The following is a 16,248-nucleotide window of genomic DNA, read 5'->3' as shown; positions in this document are numbered from 1 at the left end:
GGGTGAGCCATGAGCCATCCCCGCCGCTTCGGCGTACGTTGGGATGTCTCATTTGCCCACTCATCCGGCAGGAGTCGCCGCCAACAGCGAAAATCAACAGAAAATGCTTACTTATTAGTGCCGACTAGCTAAAAACCAAAATTTTATATAGATTTTCAAATATATGATTCTAGAAAATGGATTWGGGCGATCAACTATTCATGGAAAGCAACCAATTCTACTCGGAAAGCAATTAAATCAGTGCGAGAGCAACCAAATTGCCGGTGAAAGCACTCAATTCTTAAAACAGCTCTTTACTTGGAGTGAGATAACAAGGAATAGGAGGAATCCTTCCAATAAGTGGTTGATAGAAATTAAYTTTATTCTAAAAGATGTGCTCTTTATTTCGAGACTGCATTTTCTAATTAGATTTTATAAACATTACATAGTAGAATGGATTAATTTAACCTTTGATATGTGTCGACACTAAATTAGATAGTAATTCCCATGGATTTTCGCTGCAGGGCGGCGACTCCACTGGGATCAAGTGAGCAAGATGAGACTTCACATCGTACGCGCTAGCGGCGGTGAAGGCTCATCGCTCACCCCATGGAAAGCGTCCGCCCTGTAGCGAAAATCCCAGCTGATACCTCATTCAACGCACTACGTCACAGTTTCCCTAAAAAGTAACATACCTTATATTAATTTTAAAAATAGAAAAGCTCCCGAAGTTATTTCTTCAGGAGCTTTACATAATTATTATTTATCTAATTGTTGAATTTGGAACAAATTATAATATACATTTTGTTGATTCATTAATTCCGCATGACTTCCGTTTTCAACTACTCGACCATCTTCAATAACGAATATATTATCCGCATGCGTGATTGTTGAAAGTCTGTGTGCAACAATAATCGTTGTACGATTCGATGCTAAACGCTCTAACGAATCTTGTATTAAAGATTCGCTTTCTAAATCTAACGCTGAAGTTGCCTCATCTAAAACTAAGATTGTAGGATTTTTCAAAAATACGCGAGCTATGGCTACACGTTGCTTCTGACCACCTGAAAGCTTCACGCCACGTTCGCCTACTTTTGTGTCATATCCTTCCGGTAATTCCATTATGAAATCATGTGCATTCGCCGCTTTAGCTGCTTCTATTACTTCCTCATCTGTCGCATCTGGTTTTCCCATTAATATATTCGATTTAACCGAATCACTAAATAGAATATTATCTTGTAACACAATTCCTATTTGCTTTCTCAATGATTCAATCGTTACATCACGAATATCGTGCCCATCAATTCGGACACTACCACTTGTTACATCATAAAACCTTGGGATTAAGCTTATAATAGTTGATTTACCACCGCCACTCATTCCTACAAATGCAATCGTTTCACCAGCTTTAACATGGAAATCTACATTGTTTAATATTGTATTCCCATCTTTTTCATATTGAAATGAAACATTTGAGAATGTTACTTCTCCTGTTACATTCTTTAATGTAGATGCTCCTTTTTTATCAACAATGTCATACTTTTCATCCATCAATTCAAAAACACGATCCATCGATGCAAAAGACTGCGTTAAAGTTGTAGAGGAATTAACTAAACGACGAAGTGGACTATATAAACGTTCTATATATGCAACAAAAGCAGCCATCGTTCCGACCGATAATCTTCCGTTAATCGCTTCATATCCTGCATAAGCAATAACTAGTAATGGGGCAATATCGGTTATCGTATTAACAACAGCAAACGCCTTGGCATTCCAAATTGTTTGATCGACTGCTTTATCTAAAAATTCCCCGTTCGCTTCATTAAATAATTTTTGTTCATGCTTTTCTAATGTAAAGGTTTTAATAATACTCATACCTTGTACCCGTTCATGTAAATAACTTTGAACACCCGCTAATGCTTGCGAACGTTTTCTCGTTAAATCGCGAAGTCTTCCGAAAAAGTATTTTACACTAAATGCATAGAACGGGAACGCAAGCAATGTAACAAGGGTTAACTTTACATTCATTGTAAGCATAATTCCAATGGCAATGAGTATAGTTGCTAAATCTAACCAAACATTCATTAGCCCAATTATGACAAAGTTCTTTGTTTGCTCTACATCATTTATTACCCTGGAAATAACTTCTCCAGCACGCGTATTCGAATAGTATTTTAATCCGAGTTTTTGAAGATGAATATAAAGTTTTTCCCTTATATCATAGAGTATTTTATTGCTTACTAGCTGTGCTAAATACTGTCTATAATATTCAATCGGCGGACGCACGATAAGAAAGACTAATGCAGTTCCACCAAGCCAATATACTAATTGATGAATTTTTTCGTCTGCTGTCAATGTTTTTGCACCAATAATATCATCAATAACGATTTTAATAAGAATTGGTATAAATAATGGTATCGCAAATTTGATAATCCCAATAACTAGCGTTATAAATATTTGAAAGTTATATGGTTTTACAAATTGCATATACCGTTTCATAGATCCCATGTAATGACTTCCTTTCAAAAATCGAAAAACCTGTTGCTTGTATTCAACAGGTTTTTCGTCTACTCATTTAACTGTTTATAAAAATGATATCGACTTGTCCATGCCTCGATAAAATCTGGTGCAAATGGACCCCTTCTTTGCTTTATCCAAGAAATAAGTTTTTCAATATTTCGATCCAAAATACCGTCCATTTCTTCTGGATACTTCATATCTTTTTTATGTTGTTCGTATTCATCTTCATCTAGAATTGTATAGGTCATGTCTGGAAAAACCTTTACATCTAAATCATAATCAATATACTTTAACCGTCCATCACTATAAACAAAAGGCGAACTTATATTGATGTAATAGTATACACCATCTTCTCGTAACATACAAATAATGTTAAACCAATGTTCGGCATGAAAGTAACAAATAGAAGGTTCTCGTGTAACCCAAGTCCGACCATCTGCCTCAATAACAAGCGTCCGTTCATTTGCCCCTATCACAATATTTTTAGTGCCTTTTAAAACCATTGTTTCCTGCCAGACACGGTGGATGCTACCATTATGCTTGTAGCTGTGAATTTGTATCATTTCTCCTTCTGTTGGAATCGCCATCTTTTAGCMACCTTTTCGACAAGCGTTTGAGTCAAATTCGCCTTGACGTATTCGCGTCCAGATCAAGTAAGGAAGTTATATGAAGAGCATCGCATCCTTGCGACAACAGCTAACTGACTTGCATCAGACTGGCCAGAGCTTGCTCGATATACTCCTTACAAAATCTGTGACATCCGCCGGAGGCTTTAACTTAATTCAGCGCCCTCCCGAATTAAGTTAAGTTTGTTTACTTATTTAATCATTATAACAATCCGTTTCAAAAAACTATAGTAAAAAAATCATAAGTGGCTATTAAGTGTAGCTTGTTTTCTGAAACTTCCCATAAACAGTACATAAAAAATCAGCGAAGGCAAAATGCCTTCGCTGATTTTTGGTGAATCCATGTAATTATTTTGTTTGGTTGGAAGAACCACCGAAATTACCGCTAGCTTTTTGTTTACGCATTTCTGCTTGACGGTTTTGTTCTCTTACCTCTTGAACATCAGTTTCAGAACCAAATTCAGGGGTCTTGAATTTATTCTGAGACTGACCGCTTTGAGATTGGCGGTTTTGTTCTCTTACTTCTTGAACATCAGTTTCTGAAGAGTTATTTTTCTTTGTCATGGATTTCACCTCCGGTACAAATATATCTTGCACACTTTCAGGCTTTATATGCATTTTAAAAAATAATTTAAAATATTTCTGTCGCTTCCGTCACTTATTTCTTTCTTTCCATGCAGTCCATATTTTTAAAACTGGTACTGGCATTGGGAGGATTTCTATTTCTTCTTTTGTAAACCATTTACACGAAACAGGAAGTTCCTTTTCACCTAGTAACTTTCCTTCAAAGCTTTCCATCTCCCATACTAAATGAGAAAAAACATGTTTGAAGGCTATTAGTTCTTCCCCTTTTAAAATTTCTATCCCGTAATCATGTTCGATTACTTCTTCTGTAGTATGTGTTGCAGTAGGTAGCTCTACTATAGGGAATTGCCACATATTCGCGAGTAAACCTTTTGAAGGTCTTTTTTCTAATAAAATTTGACCAAGATCGTTCTCCACAACAACTGCTTTCATTTTATGTAATTTCGTTTTTTTATTAATTGTTTTAATCGGTAATTGTTCTTGCATTCCTTCAAAAAATGCCGTGCAATATTCTCTAACTGGACAAAGTAAGCATTTTGGTTTTGTCGGTGTGCAAATGACCGCTCCCAATTCCATTAAGCCTTGATTGAATGCAGAAGGATTATCCTCATCGATTAACTCCATTACTGCTTCTTCAAATATTTTCTTCGTTTTTGGCTTCGCAATATCTTCTTTTATCAACAAAAGTCGAGAAAGAACTCGCATGACATTGCCATCTACTGCATGCTCTGGAACTCCGTAAGCTATACTTAGAACTGCTCCCGCGGTATATGGTCCTACTCCTTTTAATGTAGAAATTTCTTTACGAGTGCTTGGAACGACACTCCCGTATGATTCGACGACTTCTTTCACACCAGCTTGTAAGTTGCGCGCACGGGAATAATAGCCTAAACCTTCCCATTCCTTCAGTAATTCTTCTTCTTTTGCATATGCAAGTGATTCTAAGGAAGGATATTTTGCGATAAATCTTTCATAATAAGGTATAACGGTATCTACTTTTGTTTGTTGGAGCATCACTTCTGACACCCAAATTTTATAAGGATCTTTTGTCTTCCTCCATGGCAAATCACGTTTTTCCTCTAAAAACCAGGATACTAAAGCATTTTTGACTTGTGTTTTATATAATTCGTTCAATGTAAATCCTTCCTTACGATTAGTGACATGGAAAATAGGGTATATCAAATATAAGTACTTTGTTATTTTATCGATTTTATTTTATGATTATTATAACTTAGTATCCAAAAAGGAGCTGGTAAAGTATGGATACAGGTACACATATTGTTATGGGTATTGCACTTGGTGGATTAGCACTTGCGGATCCCGTCGTTGCAAGTAGTACCCTAACTACTACTGCAGTTATTGCAGGTACAATTATTGGATCTCAGGCACCTGATATAGATACTGTTTTAAAATTGCGAAATAACGCGGTGTATATTCGACATCACCGAGGCATCACGCATTCTATACCAGCAGTTATATTATGGCCGCTCCTCATTTCAGGTGTACTATGGCTTATAATGCCTGAAGCAAACTTATTGCATTTATGGCTCTGGACGTTTTTGGCCGTTTTTCTACATGTGTTTGTTKATATTTTTAATTCTTATGGAACACAAGCCTTACGACCATTTTCAAGAAAATGGGTTGCGCTCGGTGTTATTAATACATTCGATCCGATTATTTTCGGTATCCACGTAGTCGGTTTGTTGTTTTGGATGTTTGGTGCAAATCCAGTCTCAACCTTTCTTATTATGTACGCGATTATTTTCGTCTATTACATTTTACGATTTGCCGTTCAAAGTGCGGTTAAAAATTCCGTGAAGCATACAATACCCGATGCGGATGAAATTATTGTCGCTCCAACGATGAAGTTTTTTCAATGGCGAGTTGCGGCTATTTCCGAAACGCATCATTATGTTGGACGGGCTTATGGTAGATCCATTTCTATCTATGATAAATTCGAAAAAGTACCCTTACCCGAAACAGATTTAGTTGAGGCCGCACTAGAAGATAAAAACCTAAGTGCATTTACCTCATTCTCACCAATATTTAGATGGGAAATAACGAAATTTGAAAAATTATACGAAGTCCGATTAATCGATCTTCGTTATAGAAGTAATGATTATTATCCATTTGTTGCAGTAGCCCATTTAAATGAAGAGCTTGAAATTGTTAACTCCTACACAGGTTGGATTTTTAGCGAAGACAAACTCCGAAAGAAACTCGACTTCATGCCAAACTGAAATATTTAAAAAGCTAGGATTTTACATATCCTAGCTTTTTTTATTAATGCAAAAAATCGTCAGTTTCCAGTAAATGTTTATACTTTTCATTCGTGCTAGCAAATTCATGCAACTGTTCACCATATCCGTCAATCCATTTTTTAATAACCATTTCCGTTACCGCAGCCCCTTTGTATTCATAGCCTGCGCGGGCATAAGACGATTCAAAATCCGACCATAGTAGTTCAATCCATGCACGTGCTTTAGCTGCAGATAGTTGGTCATTTTTTTCGAGCAATTGATAAGTTAACTCATCTATTTTTCTTTGCATATTATTTTCCTTCCTTTAATGGCTCTAATAATGAAATAGGTAATGCTTCTTCGTACCTATCGCCGCCTAATCGGTATCCCCATGCAAATCTCCCTTTCAAATACTCCACTTGAAAGAATACACCTGGGTCACTAGTAATTCGGTAAAGTTCGCCTGGTTTAATCGATGCTGGATCTGTCAGAAAGCTTTGCGCCATCGTTGCTTTTCTTTCATATACTGCATACTCATTAACAATGCCCAACTGTTCTGCTTTTCGAGCTTTCTCTTTCAAATTGGCAATTTCTGTTCTCAGTTCTTGTTCGGTCATATCACTATATTTTTTTTCAGTCATCTTGTTGTTCAAGCTCCTTTTTTTCTATATAAAGGTCAATATGTTCAGCAGGAAATCCTTTTTGATATAAGGCTTGTTTAACACGAACTCTCAACTCATAGTCCTTATATTTGGATGCGTATTTTCTCCAAATTTTTTCCCCTTGACTGCCGATAATCTCTTCCCACTCTTCTTCATTTTTATCGAGTTCGAACGAGTCTATTGCTTGGGAAATAATTGTAAAGTTATATCCTTTTCTTTGCAAAGTATCCTGTATTTTTTGTTTGATTTGGCTTGGCGTTTTTGCTTCATTTTGATTGATGATTTTTTCGGTTAAGGTACGTGCAATGGTCAGTTGCTCTTCTTCCGAATACGTTTGCAATATTTTTTCTTGCAGGTCTTTTTCAATTCCTTTTTTCTTTAACTCTTGACGGATTGCAGCAGGACCCTTTTTACTATTTTTCTTTTGCGTTGCTACTAATGCTTTAGTAAAACTTTCATCGTTTAAAAAACCATGTTCATACAATTTACGGACAGCTTCCAGTATGACGGCTTCTCCAAATTCACTTTGTAGTAACTTTTGTTTTACTTCATGCTCGCTCCGCATGCGGTAGCTTAGAAAGTTAATCGCTTTATTATAAGCCTTTCTTACTTCATCATCAAAAACCATTTCATCAATGGTGAAGTCTTCTATTACTTTTCCTTTACTAAGTTGATACTTTATTAACACTGCCTCATCCACACTAAAGGCGTACTTTTCATCTAAGTATAAATTATACCGTTCATTATTGTTTTTTTGTCTACCTATTTTTGTAATAACCGGCATAAGTAAATCTCTCCATTCATCTTTCTACTATTATAACGTATATATTCATAGGTGATAAACGTTTCGCATGCTAAGATGTTGGAAAGAGGAGGTTGGATGTAATATGAAAATTGCAATAACTGGTGGCACTGGTTTTGTTGGAAGAGAATTGACCAAGCTGTTAATTGAAAAAGGGCATGATGTTTTTGTTTTATCCCGTTCTGTTAGTAAACAAACAAATAATGTGACCTATATTAAGTGGCTAACGGAAGATGCTGCTCCTGAAAAGGATTTAAATGGAATCGATGCATTTATCAATCTTGCTGGTGAATCTATTAATAACGGTCGCTGGACTGCAACACAAAAAAAGAAGATATATGACAGTCGTATGCAAGCTACAAATGAAGTATTTCGTATGATTAAAAATTTAAATCTCAAACCAAAAGTTCTTATAAACGCCAGTGCAATTGGTATTTATCCGGCCTCAAATGATAAAATTTATACAGAGCAATCACTTGAAATCGGGACAGACTTTTTGGCAAAAACGGTCCATGATTGGGAGCAAAAAGCGAAACTAGCTCAAAGTTTAGGTGTTCGTGTATCTTACGGCAGATTCGGTATCATTCTTGGGAAAAATGAAGGTGCGCTCCCTCTTATGGCGCTTCCTTATAAAATGTTCGTCGGAGGTCCAATTGGCTCTGGTCAAAATTGGATGTCCTGGATTCATGTAAAAGACGTTGCAAATGCTCTTCTTTTTGCTGTAGAGCATGAAATACATGGTCCTTTCAATGTAACAGCCCCCGAACCAAAAATTATGAAGGAATTCGGAAAAATATTAGCCAATACTTTAAAACGTCCCCATTATTTCCCTGTTCCAGCATTCCTTTTAAAAATGGCACTTGGAGAAAAAAGTCAGTTAGTCATTGAGGGTCAACATGTTGTTCCAGAAGTATTATTGAAAAATGGATTCACTTTTGAATTTCCTCATTTACCAAATGCTCTTACTAATATTTATCAGTGAATAAATAAAGTACTCTAGCGCAATCTACTTGAAAAAGGAGGTTGTGTTTTACATGTGGAAATATCATTTATTTGGAATCGTTATCGCGGCTTTTGTATTGAGTATGGGATTTGTTTACCAGCCATTCTCCGCACAAGCGCAGGAAATTCATTGGGGATTAAAAAAAGCGACTAAGGAAATTCCAGCCGAAGCCGGTGCAGAGTTAGATGCAATGCTTGAAAAACACGGTGCCATTTATAAAGGTTCACCAGATGAAAAGATTATTTATTTCACTTTCGACAATGGGTATGAGAACGGCTATACAGAAAGTATTTTAGATACGCTTAAAAAGGAAAATATTAAGGCGACTTTCTTTTTAACAGGACATTATTTGAAAAGTGCCACACCACTAGTTGAACGTATGATTAAGGATGGTCATCAAATAGGAAATCACTCTTACGGACATCCCAACTTAGCAAGGCTCTCCAAAGAAGGAATTCAACAGGAACTAATAGAATTTGACAAGAAGCTAAGTGAACTTACTTCGCTTAAAAGAACGACTGTTACACGTCCGCCAGAAGGAATTTTTAACGAAAAAGTATTAGAAGCCGCAAACGAAATCGGTTATCAGCATATTTTTTGGTCCGTTGCTTTTATCGATTGGCACAAAGATCAGAAAAAAGGCGGCAAATATGCTTTTGATCAATTAATGTCTCAAATACATCCAGGTGCAATCATTCTGATGCATACGGTTTCCCCTGACAATGCAGAAGGTCTCCCAATGTTCATCGAAGAAGCTAGAAAAATGGGGTATTCTTTCGGAACACTTGATGAACTGAACATGAATAATCAGGATATTCCGCTTTCTTTTAATCCTTGATAATCTCCTTTATAATGTAAGGAAGATTATAAAGGACGTGAGGAAATGAAAGAACAAACAGTAATACAAGTAGGACAAGAATTCCCACTAACGATAAAAAGACTCGGCATAAACGGAGAAGGTGTCGGATTCTTTAAACGAAATGTCGTTTTCGTAAAAGGTGCGCTTCCAGGCGAGGTAATTACAGCACAAGTAACAGAAGCAAAAAACAATTATGCAGAAGCTGAGATTAAGAAAATCCGTCAAGCATCCAAAGACCGAGTAACTCCACCATGTCTAATCTATGACGCATGTGGTGGCTGCCAACTTCAACATATGTCATACGAAAGACAGCTAATCGAAAAAAGAGATCTAGTCATCCAAGCACTCGAGCGTTATGTGAAAGATTTAGCAGAAGATATGGAAGTAAAACAAACAATCGGAATGGAAGATCCATGGAACTACCGTAATAAAAGCCAGTTCCAAGTAAGACAGCTTGGCAATGAAGTCATTGCAGGGCTTTACGCTGAAAGCTCTAACAAACTCATCGATATTAATAAATGTATCGTTCAACATCCAGTAACAACACATATTACAAATGAAATTAAAGGATTTCTACAGCAATTGAATATCCCTATTTATGACGAAAAAAATCCTCAAGGAATCGTTCGTACGATCGTTGTACGTACTGGTATGAAAACAGGACAAATTCAAGTAACCCTTGTTACAACGAAAAAGAAAATGCCACATAAAGAAGAACTTGTACAACTAATACGAACAATCGATGCTAATATTGTGTCCATTAGCCAAAATATTAATGCAGAAAAAACATCCCTTGTTTTTGGTGAAACGACATTTAATCTATTCGGCAAAGAAACAATCCATGAAAAGCTTGGAGAACTTGCATTTGATTTGTCTGCACGCGCCTTCTTCCAGTTGAACCCTGAACAAACCGAGCATTTATATAATGAAATTGAAAAAGCAGCTTCTTTAACCGGGAACGAAACAGTTGTCGATGCTTATTGTGGCGTAGGAACAATTGGACTATGGCTTGCTAAAAATGCAAAAGAAGTTCGCGGAATGGATATCATAGAAGAATCTATCCAAGATGCGAAAAGAAATGCAAAACGAAACGGCTTTAACAATACAAAATATGTACAAGGAACAGCTAAACAGTGGCTTGGAAAATGGAAAAATGAAGGTTTTGTTCCAGATGTGCTGACAGTAGATCCACCACGAGCTGGTCTCGAGGACGAATTACTAAAAACCATCCTAGACATCAAACCAAAACGTTTTGTTTACACCTCTTGTAACCCATCTACACTTGCCAAGGATTTACAACAGCTAACTAAAATATATAATGTGAAATATATCCAACCAGTAGATATGTTCCCCCAAACTTCACATGTGGAAGCTGTTACGCTGTTGGAATTGAAGAAGTAAAAATAGCTTTAGTTTGGAATGATTTTAAGCAAATATACTCATCCTATAGAAAAGGAGATGAGTATAATTTTGCTAAAAGCGTTTTTTGCAGTTGGGATTTATCTTACTGTCAATACAGCTTTAATATATATCCCAACTATTGTTCCTGTCCTACAAGAAACTCCAGCCTATGCTAAATGGGGAAAGCTTGCTTTAAATGAGGCACAATCAAAATATCCCCATGCAAGTATTATTGATTATTTGCATGAAGGACGTGAATCTAATGCGGATTCCACCATTGAAAAGTTTAAGCTTTGGTTAAAAGACGGTGACCACGAATTCGGTGTTTTTGTAACAATTGAGTTTACTACTGAGACGGAAGAAGTCGTTAATATTAAGCTACAAGAAACTTCTCAATAAACCATCAATATGTATAAAAGGTTAGCCAAATTATCTGGTTAACCTTTTTTGTTGATTCAGTCAGTTTCACATAAGCACTTCCTTATACGCATATGATTAAGGGAGTTGTTTTATTTTTTTATATCGGAGGTTATCTTGTTAATGACAAATAATGAGAGCATTAATCAAAATAATCAAGATTCCAATAAAGTAATCAGCGCAGCTGAGCTTGCTGTCATCGGTGAATTGGTATCAACATTCGGCGATGTGATATCTACTGTTTCCGCAGTTTTAGCGCTAGAAGAAGAACGAAAAGAACAAATTGACAATTACACTTTACAGAAACAGATCGACTATTTAAACAATGAAGTAAAAAAATTAAAAAAACAAGTAAACAACGAGAAACCGCGCCGTTTTAATAAATATTAAATTTTGGTTAACCTTTTTGGTTTTCACTTTATAAATAGGGAGATGCTATGTTACGATGTGACTATAATCACAAAGTATCTTTCAAATTTTATAAAGAATGGTGGCTAAAAAATGGCAAGCGAAAACAATGCAAAAATTACAATTGAAACAATCGTTCATGCACCGGTAGAAAAAGTTTGGAAATATTGGACGGAGCCAGAGCATATTACTAAATGGAATAGCGCTTCAGATGATTGGCATACACTATCTGCTGAAAATGACTTAAGAGTTGGTGGTAAATTTTCTTCCCGAATGGAAGCGAAAGACGGCAGCTTTGGTTTCGATTTTGGTGGCGTGTATGATGAAGTAAATTTAAATGAGTTCATCTCATATACATTAGGAGACGAAAGAAAAGTGGCAATATCTTTTATCAGCCAAGAAAATAACACGAAGATTATAGAAGTATTTGATCCAGAATCACAAAATCCAATTGAATTTCAGCAACAAGGTTGGCAAGCGATTTTAGATAATTTTAAAAAGTATGCTGAACAACAATAAAAACAAGGGCAATCAAGGCTTTCAACGTCTTGATTGCCCTTGTTTTTATTGTTCCATTGAAACTTTGCTTACAATAATAATTTCCATCAATTTAAAAATGTTTTAAGTTTTTTTATATCCAAATAGGTAAAGACTAAGTAGAAAGTAGAGCTAAAGATATCAAAGTAAAAGAAGTGCCAGATGCCAAACTTGAAAAAAAGGATGATATAGTCGTTAAAATCACAACGACTGCAATTTGTGGGTCTGACCTTCATATTTATAGAGGTTCCATTCCTACTCAAAAAGACTTCATCATTGGTCATGAGCCGATGGGAATCGTCGAAGAAGTCGGACCAGGTGTAACTAAAGTAAAAAAAGGAGATCGAGTCGTTATTMCCTTTAACGTATCTTGCGGGGAATGTTTTTACTGTCAAAATGATTTGGAAAGTCAGTGTGACAATTCAAATGATAACCCAAAGGTGGATTCGGGAGGATATCTTGGTTATACGGAACGATATGGCAATTATCCAGGAGGACAAGCCCAATTTTTACGAGTTCCATATGGCAACTTCATGCCTTTTGTTATTCCCGAATCTTGTGAATTAGAAGATGAATCATTGCTGTTTATATCTGACGTCCTTCCTACTGCTTATTGGAGCATAGAAAATTCAGGTATGAAGTCTGGCGATACAGTTGCTGTACTTGGATCAGGCCCAATTGGATTAATGGTGCAAAAGTTTGCCTGGATGAAAGGTGCTAAACGAGTGATTGCTGTAGATCATCTCCCTTATCGCCTTAATCATGCAGTTAAGATGAATAAAGTGGAAGCATATAATTTCGAGGATTTCGATGATATGGGAAGTCATATTAAAGAAATCACAAATGGTGGTGTTGATATTGTTATCGACTGTGTAGGAATGGATGGAAAATTGAATGTCATGGAAAAGGTAGAACAAAAATTGAAGCTTCAAGGCGGAACATTGAGTGCCATCGACATCGGCTTGAACGCAGTTAGAAAGTTTGGAACGATTCAGTTGACCGGTGTTTACGGTGCACTATATAACATGTTTCCTCTTGGAAGTATCTTTGAACGCAACGTAACGCTCAAAATGGGGCAAGCACCAGTTATTCACTTCATGCCAATGCTATATGACATGATTAATAAAGGAGAGTTTGACCCAAGGGAAATTATTACACATAGTGTTCCTTTAGATAAGGCAAGTGATGCCTATAAAATTTTCCATGATCATGAGGAAGAAAGTATTAAGTTCGTCTTAAAACCTTAGCGTGGAGGACGTGGAATACCAAATTCTTATTTGAATCTGGTATTTCACGTCTATTCATTCTTAGTTATTTGTTCGAGTTGGTTTACTAAATAATCCGATCATTAGCGTTAATCCCACTACTATTGCTGGAATCCCATGAGTAGTTATTGTCATCAACCAAATTGGAAAAGGCACTGAAAAATTATTAGGGTCTTGTGCCAAACTTTGTACGAATGTAATAGCAATGGGAAGATAAATAGAAAGGATTAAAAATGGTAAAGTGACACAAACGATTAAGGACCAGTTCCATTTAACTGACCAGTTTTTGATAAAAAGTAAAGAAAGATAAATACCCAATATAAAATTAGCTATAAATTGGAACCAAATCATAGGGAGCATTTGGAATGTAATGGAAACATGATATTTCACCTTTATCTCGAGCTTGTAACTTAAAATCAATAAAGCAATTAACCCGATGGTCCATAATAATTTCCAAACATATGGAGACCATTTTTCACGCAATGTATTTCCTCCCTTCTATAATTCTATTGTAATTATCATATACATAATTGGATATATTTGCACCTTTATTTAATTGAATATTCCCACTTATATAAAAAACACTACAGTTGGCATTTCCTCATAAGAAATACGAATCTGTAGTGCTTTATTAATTTTAATACAATGTAGTTTCATCCAGCTTTTTACCCTTTAGCGGATTAGCGAAAAAGATAATACATGCGAGCGCACCTAGTAAAAGCGCGACTAGCACTAAAAAACTGACTCCTTCAAATAGCTGAATAAAAAGACCACCTAAAAATGGACCAGAAAGGCTTCCAATACTAAAAGAAATTCCACACAACAAATTGCCAGTTGGGAGAAGTTCCTTTGGCGTCAGATCAGCCATATACGAAATGCCAAGTGAAAACGTGGAACCAACAAACATACCTGCAACGAAAAATAGTGTACCTATCGTTAAAGAGGAAGTTTCGAAAAAGCTCGCTATTCCAAAAGTTACTGCTCCCAGTCCTATCATGATGATCAGCACTTTTCGTCTTCCTATTTTGTCGCTTAATACACCCAAAGGTAATTGTGAGACAACCCCACCTATTGAAAAAGCTGCCAATATGTATGATAAGCTTGTGACTTCCATCGCATTACGGAGTGCATAAACTGGGTAAATGGCATTTAGCGATGATTCTAAAAAACCATAGCTAAAGGGCGGTATAAATGCAACCCAAGCAACTGCAAACGCAGCTCCAAAACGTTTCCACGTCCCTCCTCCGTGGGCAGAAGAACCCTTAATAATCTCTGGCTTTTCATTTTTCACGAAGAAAATAAGTACCCATGCACATAAACAAAGAATGCTTGAAATGATAAAGGGCAGTCCTTCAAAAATTTCTACTAGTTGAACAAACAACGGGCCAACAGCAAATCCTACACCAAAAGAAAGACCATAAATAGCAATATTTCGGCCTAAACGATGATGAGGCGAAAAACTAGTAATCCAAGTTTGTGTAGAAAAATGAAGTGCATTATCGCCAATTCCTATGAATAATCTTAAAACAAACCAAAAAGCTACACTTTTCCATAAAGGAAAAAGTAATAAGGAAACAATGACGATTAAACCACCTACGATAATAATCGGCTTATAACCAAATCTACGCAGTGGCGGTTCTATAAAAGGGGATATCAATAATGTTCCAATATAAAGACCCGTTGCACTTAATCCATTTATCATCGGGCTTACCCCGTCCTGCTCAAATATAACGGATATAAGCGGCAATAACATTCCTTGTGAAAATCCTGATATAGATACAATTGCTACAAGTATCCAAAACCTTCTTCTTTCTACTACTGTAAATTGTTCCATACACTACCTCATTAATTTATTATAAATTTTTCCTATTAGTAGTGTATCAAAGTTTTATGTATACTTAACCGATAATATTTAATATTTTTCTTAAACGACAACAAAAGGCTCAGTCGGTATCTACATTAGATCTGACTGAGCCTTTTACATATAACTAATATCCTTTTGAGTCTTCATAATTGCATTTGCGGCGTTGCCGGTGAAATGTCTAAATCCCCTCCTTATACTGAATGAATGGTTTCGACTATTCACTACGCCCTCCCTTCTATGTATGCGTTATAGATACTTTATCATATAGACAGATAAATGTAAATATTCAAAATACATTAATTATAAAAATAATTACTTCGAACTATCTTTTCTTTTCGATTTGTTTTATCCTTATCATAAAGTGAGGTGTTATTCTGTGGGTAACCAAATTTCAAATCCAGAACAACAAGTATCTTATTTAAAAGATCGACTGCAAATGTTTTTAGAAGTATTAGACACTATCGAACCTGAAACTACTGACCTAGAAGATATCGATCGTCTTATTCAAATGATGGATGATCTAGAGTTAAAAATGGAGCAGTTTAAAAATACGAAATTTGACTAATTTGAAAGAAGCTTGGAAAGCACCTTTTCCAAGCTTTTTTTGTTGCCTAAGAAACTATAAAAGTTTCAACATGTGAATAACTTTTTTAAGCAAAATAAGCTATGGGATTTTTTATTTTGTACGTGATATAGGGTTAATGCGTCGTAGTGCGTTGACTAGTAACCGCTCTGATTTTCGCTGCAGTCGTACGCTTTCCGTGGGGTGAGTGATGAGCCTTCACCGCCGCTTGCGCGTACGTTGTGAAGTCTCATCTTACTCAGGCAGATGAACAAAGGCTAAGAACGCCACATCGTGTGGCAACGCCTTCGTGACCAACATCGTGTTGGCCTCCACTGGAGTCGCCGCCAGCAGCGAAAATCAATGGAAATTGCCTAATTATTGGGATCCCATATTAACAATAAATGGTTGAACGAGACCATAACCACTGCGATCGCGACAATGCACACCTCGAACGCGACAATAAGATAGCTGAACACGACAAACTAGTCGAGTAGATGCCGGCCAGGCGTGTTCGA

General features: G+C 36.3%; 18 protein-coding genes. 9 read left to right on the top strand and 9 right to left on the bottom strand.

Annotation, left to right across the window (positions count from 1 at the left end):
- Positions 1-738: 738 nt before the first annotated feature.
- The 4 genes from AC1DFT_RS13870 to mutY form a co-directional block, all read right to left on the bottom strand.
- On the bottom strand, positions 739-2,487 hold the full coding sequence (locus AC1DFT_RS13870; RefSeq protein WP_478159343.1) for an ABC transporter ATP-binding protein: 1,749 nt from the start codon (positions 2,485-2,487) through the stop codon (positions 739-741).
- 59 nt (positions 2,488-2,546) lie between these two features.
- On the bottom strand, positions 2,547-3,086 hold the full coding sequence (ntdP, locus tag AC1DFT_RS13865; RefSeq protein WP_478159342.1) for a nucleoside tri-diphosphate phosphatase: 540 nt from the start codon (positions 3,084-3,086) through the stop codon (positions 2,547-2,549).
- A 387-nt stretch (positions 3,087-3,473) separates the two neighbouring features.
- Entirely contained in the window at positions 3,474-3,689 is a 216-nt protein-coding gene (locus tag AC1DFT_RS13860) for a gamma-type small acid-soluble spore protein (RefSeq protein WP_478159341.1), read from the bottom strand.
- Between the two features lie 90 nt (positions 3,690-3,779).
- Positions 3,780-4,844, bottom strand: a complete 1,065-nt coding sequence (mutY, locus tag AC1DFT_RS13855; protein ID WP_478159340.1) for an A/G-specific adenine glycosylase — start codon at positions 4,842-4,844, stop codon at positions 3,780-3,782.
- 125 nt (positions 4,845-4,969) lie between these two features.
- On the opposite strand from mutY, the gene AC1DFT_RS13850 reads away from it, so the two are divergent.
- The gene (locus tag AC1DFT_RS13850; RefSeq protein ID WP_478159339.1) at positions 4,970-5,950 is read left to right on the top strand and encodes a metal-dependent hydrolase; all 981 of its coding nucleotides are present in this window, start codon (positions 4,970-4,972) and stop codon (positions 5,948-5,950) included.
- Between the two features lie 43 nt (positions 5,951-5,993).
- On the opposite strand, the gene AC1DFT_RS13845 is transcribed toward AC1DFT_RS13850, so the two are convergent.
- From AC1DFT_RS13845 to recX, 3 genes are read right to left on the bottom strand one after another with little or no spacing between them, the layout of a single operon-like run.
- Positions 5,994-6,260: a YfhJ family protein gene (locus AC1DFT_RS13845; protein WP_478159338.1), complete on the bottom strand. Its 267-nt coding sequence runs from the start codon at positions 6,258-6,260 to the stop codon at positions 5,994-5,996.
- 1 nt (position 6,261) lies between these two features.
- Complete coding sequence (locus AC1DFT_RS13840; RefSeq protein WP_478159337.1) at positions 6,262-6,591, bottom strand: YfhH family protein; 330 nt, start codon at positions 6,589-6,591, stop codon at positions 6,262-6,264.
- Entirely contained in the window at positions 6,584-7,396 is an 813-nt protein-coding gene (recX, locus tag AC1DFT_RS13835; RefSeq protein ID WP_478159336.1) for a recombination regulator RecX, read from the bottom strand. Before recX ends, AC1DFT_RS13840 begins: the two co-directional genes overlap by 8 nt.
- Before the next feature lie 103 nt (positions 7,397-7,499).
- Here recX and AC1DFT_RS13830 point away from each other — a divergent pair, with 103 nt between their 5' ends.
- The 7 genes from AC1DFT_RS13830 to AC1DFT_RS13800 all read left to right on the top strand — a co-directional run bounded on the left by AC1DFT_RS13830 (position 7,500) and on the right by AC1DFT_RS13800 (position 13,286).
- Complete coding sequence (locus tag AC1DFT_RS13830) at positions 7,500-8,396, top strand: TIGR01777 family oxidoreductase (RefSeq protein WP_478159335.1); 897 nt, start codon at positions 7,500-7,502, stop codon at positions 8,394-8,396.
- Between the two features lie 52 nt (positions 8,397-8,448).
- Positions 8,449-9,255, top strand: a complete 807-nt coding sequence (locus AC1DFT_RS13825) for a polysaccharide deacetylase family protein (protein ID WP_478159334.1) — start codon at positions 8,449-8,451, stop codon at positions 9,253-9,255.
- Between the two features lie 45 nt (positions 9,256-9,300).
- On the top strand, positions 9,301-10,677 hold the full coding sequence (gene rlmD, locus AC1DFT_RS13820) for a 23S rRNA (uracil(1939)-C(5))-methyltransferase RlmD (RefSeq protein ID WP_478159333.1): 1,377 nt from the start codon (positions 9,301-9,303) through the stop codon (positions 10,675-10,677).
- Between the two features lie 69 nt (positions 10,678-10,746).
- Positions 10,747-11,076, top strand: coding sequence for a DUF3889 domain-containing protein (locus tag AC1DFT_RS13815; RefSeq protein WP_478159332.1), 330 nt, complete (start codon positions 10,747-10,749; stop codon positions 11,074-11,076).
- A gap of 141 nt (positions 11,077-11,217) precedes the next feature.
- Positions 11,218-11,484 (top strand): hypothetical protein, encoded by a 267-nt coding sequence (locus AC1DFT_RS13810; RefSeq protein WP_478159331.1) that lies wholly within the window; start codon positions 11,218-11,220, stop codon positions 11,482-11,484.
- A 111-nt stretch (positions 11,485-11,595) separates the two neighbouring features.
- Positions 11,596-12,021, top strand: coding sequence for an SRPBCC family protein (locus AC1DFT_RS13805; protein WP_478159330.1), 426 nt, complete (start codon positions 11,596-11,598; stop codon positions 12,019-12,021).
- Between the two features lie 173 nt (positions 12,022-12,194).
- Positions 12,195-13,286: an alcohol dehydrogenase catalytic domain-containing protein gene (locus tag AC1DFT_RS13800; RefSeq protein ID WP_478159329.1), complete on the top strand. Its 1,092-nt coding sequence runs from the start codon at positions 12,195-12,197 to the stop codon at positions 13,284-13,286.
- A 60-nt stretch (positions 13,287-13,346) separates the two neighbouring features.
- On the opposite strand, the gene AC1DFT_RS13795 is transcribed toward AC1DFT_RS13800, so the two are convergent.
- Together AC1DFT_RS13795 and AC1DFT_RS13790 are read right to left on the bottom strand one after the other, a co-directional pair.
- Positions 13,347-13,787, bottom strand: coding sequence for a hypothetical protein (locus AC1DFT_RS13795; RefSeq protein WP_478159328.1), 441 nt, complete (start codon positions 13,785-13,787; stop codon positions 13,347-13,349).
- A gap of 154 nt (positions 13,788-13,941) precedes the next feature.
- On the bottom strand, positions 13,942-15,138 hold the full coding sequence (locus AC1DFT_RS13790) for an MFS transporter (RefSeq protein ID WP_478159327.1): 1,197 nt from the start codon (positions 15,136-15,138) through the stop codon (positions 13,942-13,944).
- A gap of 406 nt (positions 15,139-15,544) precedes the next feature.
- Between AC1DFT_RS13790 and AC1DFT_RS13785 the strand changes: the two genes are divergently transcribed.
- Positions 15,545-15,733 carry an SE1561 family protein gene (locus AC1DFT_RS13785; RefSeq protein WP_478159326.1) on the top strand — a complete coding sequence of 63 codons (189 nt, stop codon included), beginning with the start codon at positions 15,545-15,547 and terminating at the stop codon, positions 15,731-15,733.
- The last annotated feature ends 515 nt before the right edge of the window (positions 15,734-16,248 follow it).

The sequence above is a fragment of the Psychrobacillus sp. 05T411 genome (genome assembly GCF_056396485.1).
Note: the sequence above shows the minus strand (reverse complement) of the source record. Positions and strands in the feature narration are given on the sequence as shown.

Excerpts from the sequence above, each read along its gene's own strand:
- AC1DFT_RS13830 (WP_478159335.1), top strand. The coding sequence starts at position 7,500 with ATGAAAATTGCAATAACTGGTGGCACTGGTTTTGTTGGAAGAGAATTG.
- AC1DFT_RS13810 (WP_478159331.1), top strand. The coding sequence starts at position 11,218 with ATGACAAATAATGAGAGCATTAATCAAAATAATCAAGATTCCAATAAA.
- AC1DFT_RS13840 (WP_478159337.1), bottom strand. The coding sequence starts at position 6,591 with ATGACTGAAAAAAAATATAGTGATATGACCGAACAAGAACTGAGAACA.
- rlmD (WP_478159333.1), top strand. The coding sequence starts at position 9,301 with ATGAAAGAACAAACAGTAATACAAGTAGGACAAGAATTCCCACTAACG.
- recX (WP_478159336.1), bottom strand. The coding sequence starts at position 7,396 with ATGCCGGTTATTACAAAAATAGGTAGACAAAAAAACAATAATGAACGG.
- ntdP (WP_478159342.1), bottom strand. The coding sequence starts at position 3,086 with ATGGCGATTCCAACAGAAGGAGAAATGATACAAATTCACAGCTACAAG.
- AC1DFT_RS13790 (WP_478159327.1), bottom strand. The coding sequence starts at position 15,138 with ATGGAACAATTTACAGTAGTAGAAAGAAGAAGGTTTTGGATACTTGTA.
- AC1DFT_RS13870 (WP_478159343.1), bottom strand. The coding sequence starts at position 2,487 with ATGGGATCTATGAAACGGTATATGCAATTTGTAAAACCATATAACTTT.
- AC1DFT_RS13860 (WP_478159341.1), bottom strand. The coding sequence starts at position 3,689 with ATGACAAAGAAAAATAACTCTTCAGAAACTGATGTTCAAGAAGTAAGA.
- AC1DFT_RS13845 (WP_478159338.1), bottom strand. The coding sequence starts at position 6,260 with ATGCAAAGAAAAATAGATGAGTTAACTTATCAATTGCTCGAAAAAAAT.
- AC1DFT_RS13805 (WP_478159330.1), top strand. The coding sequence starts at position 11,596 with ATGGCAAGCGAAAACAATGCAAAAATTACAATTGAAACAATCGTTCAT.
- AC1DFT_RS13825 (WP_478159334.1), top strand. The coding sequence starts at position 8,449 with ATGTGGAAATATCATTTATTTGGAATCGTTATCGCGGCTTTTGTATTG.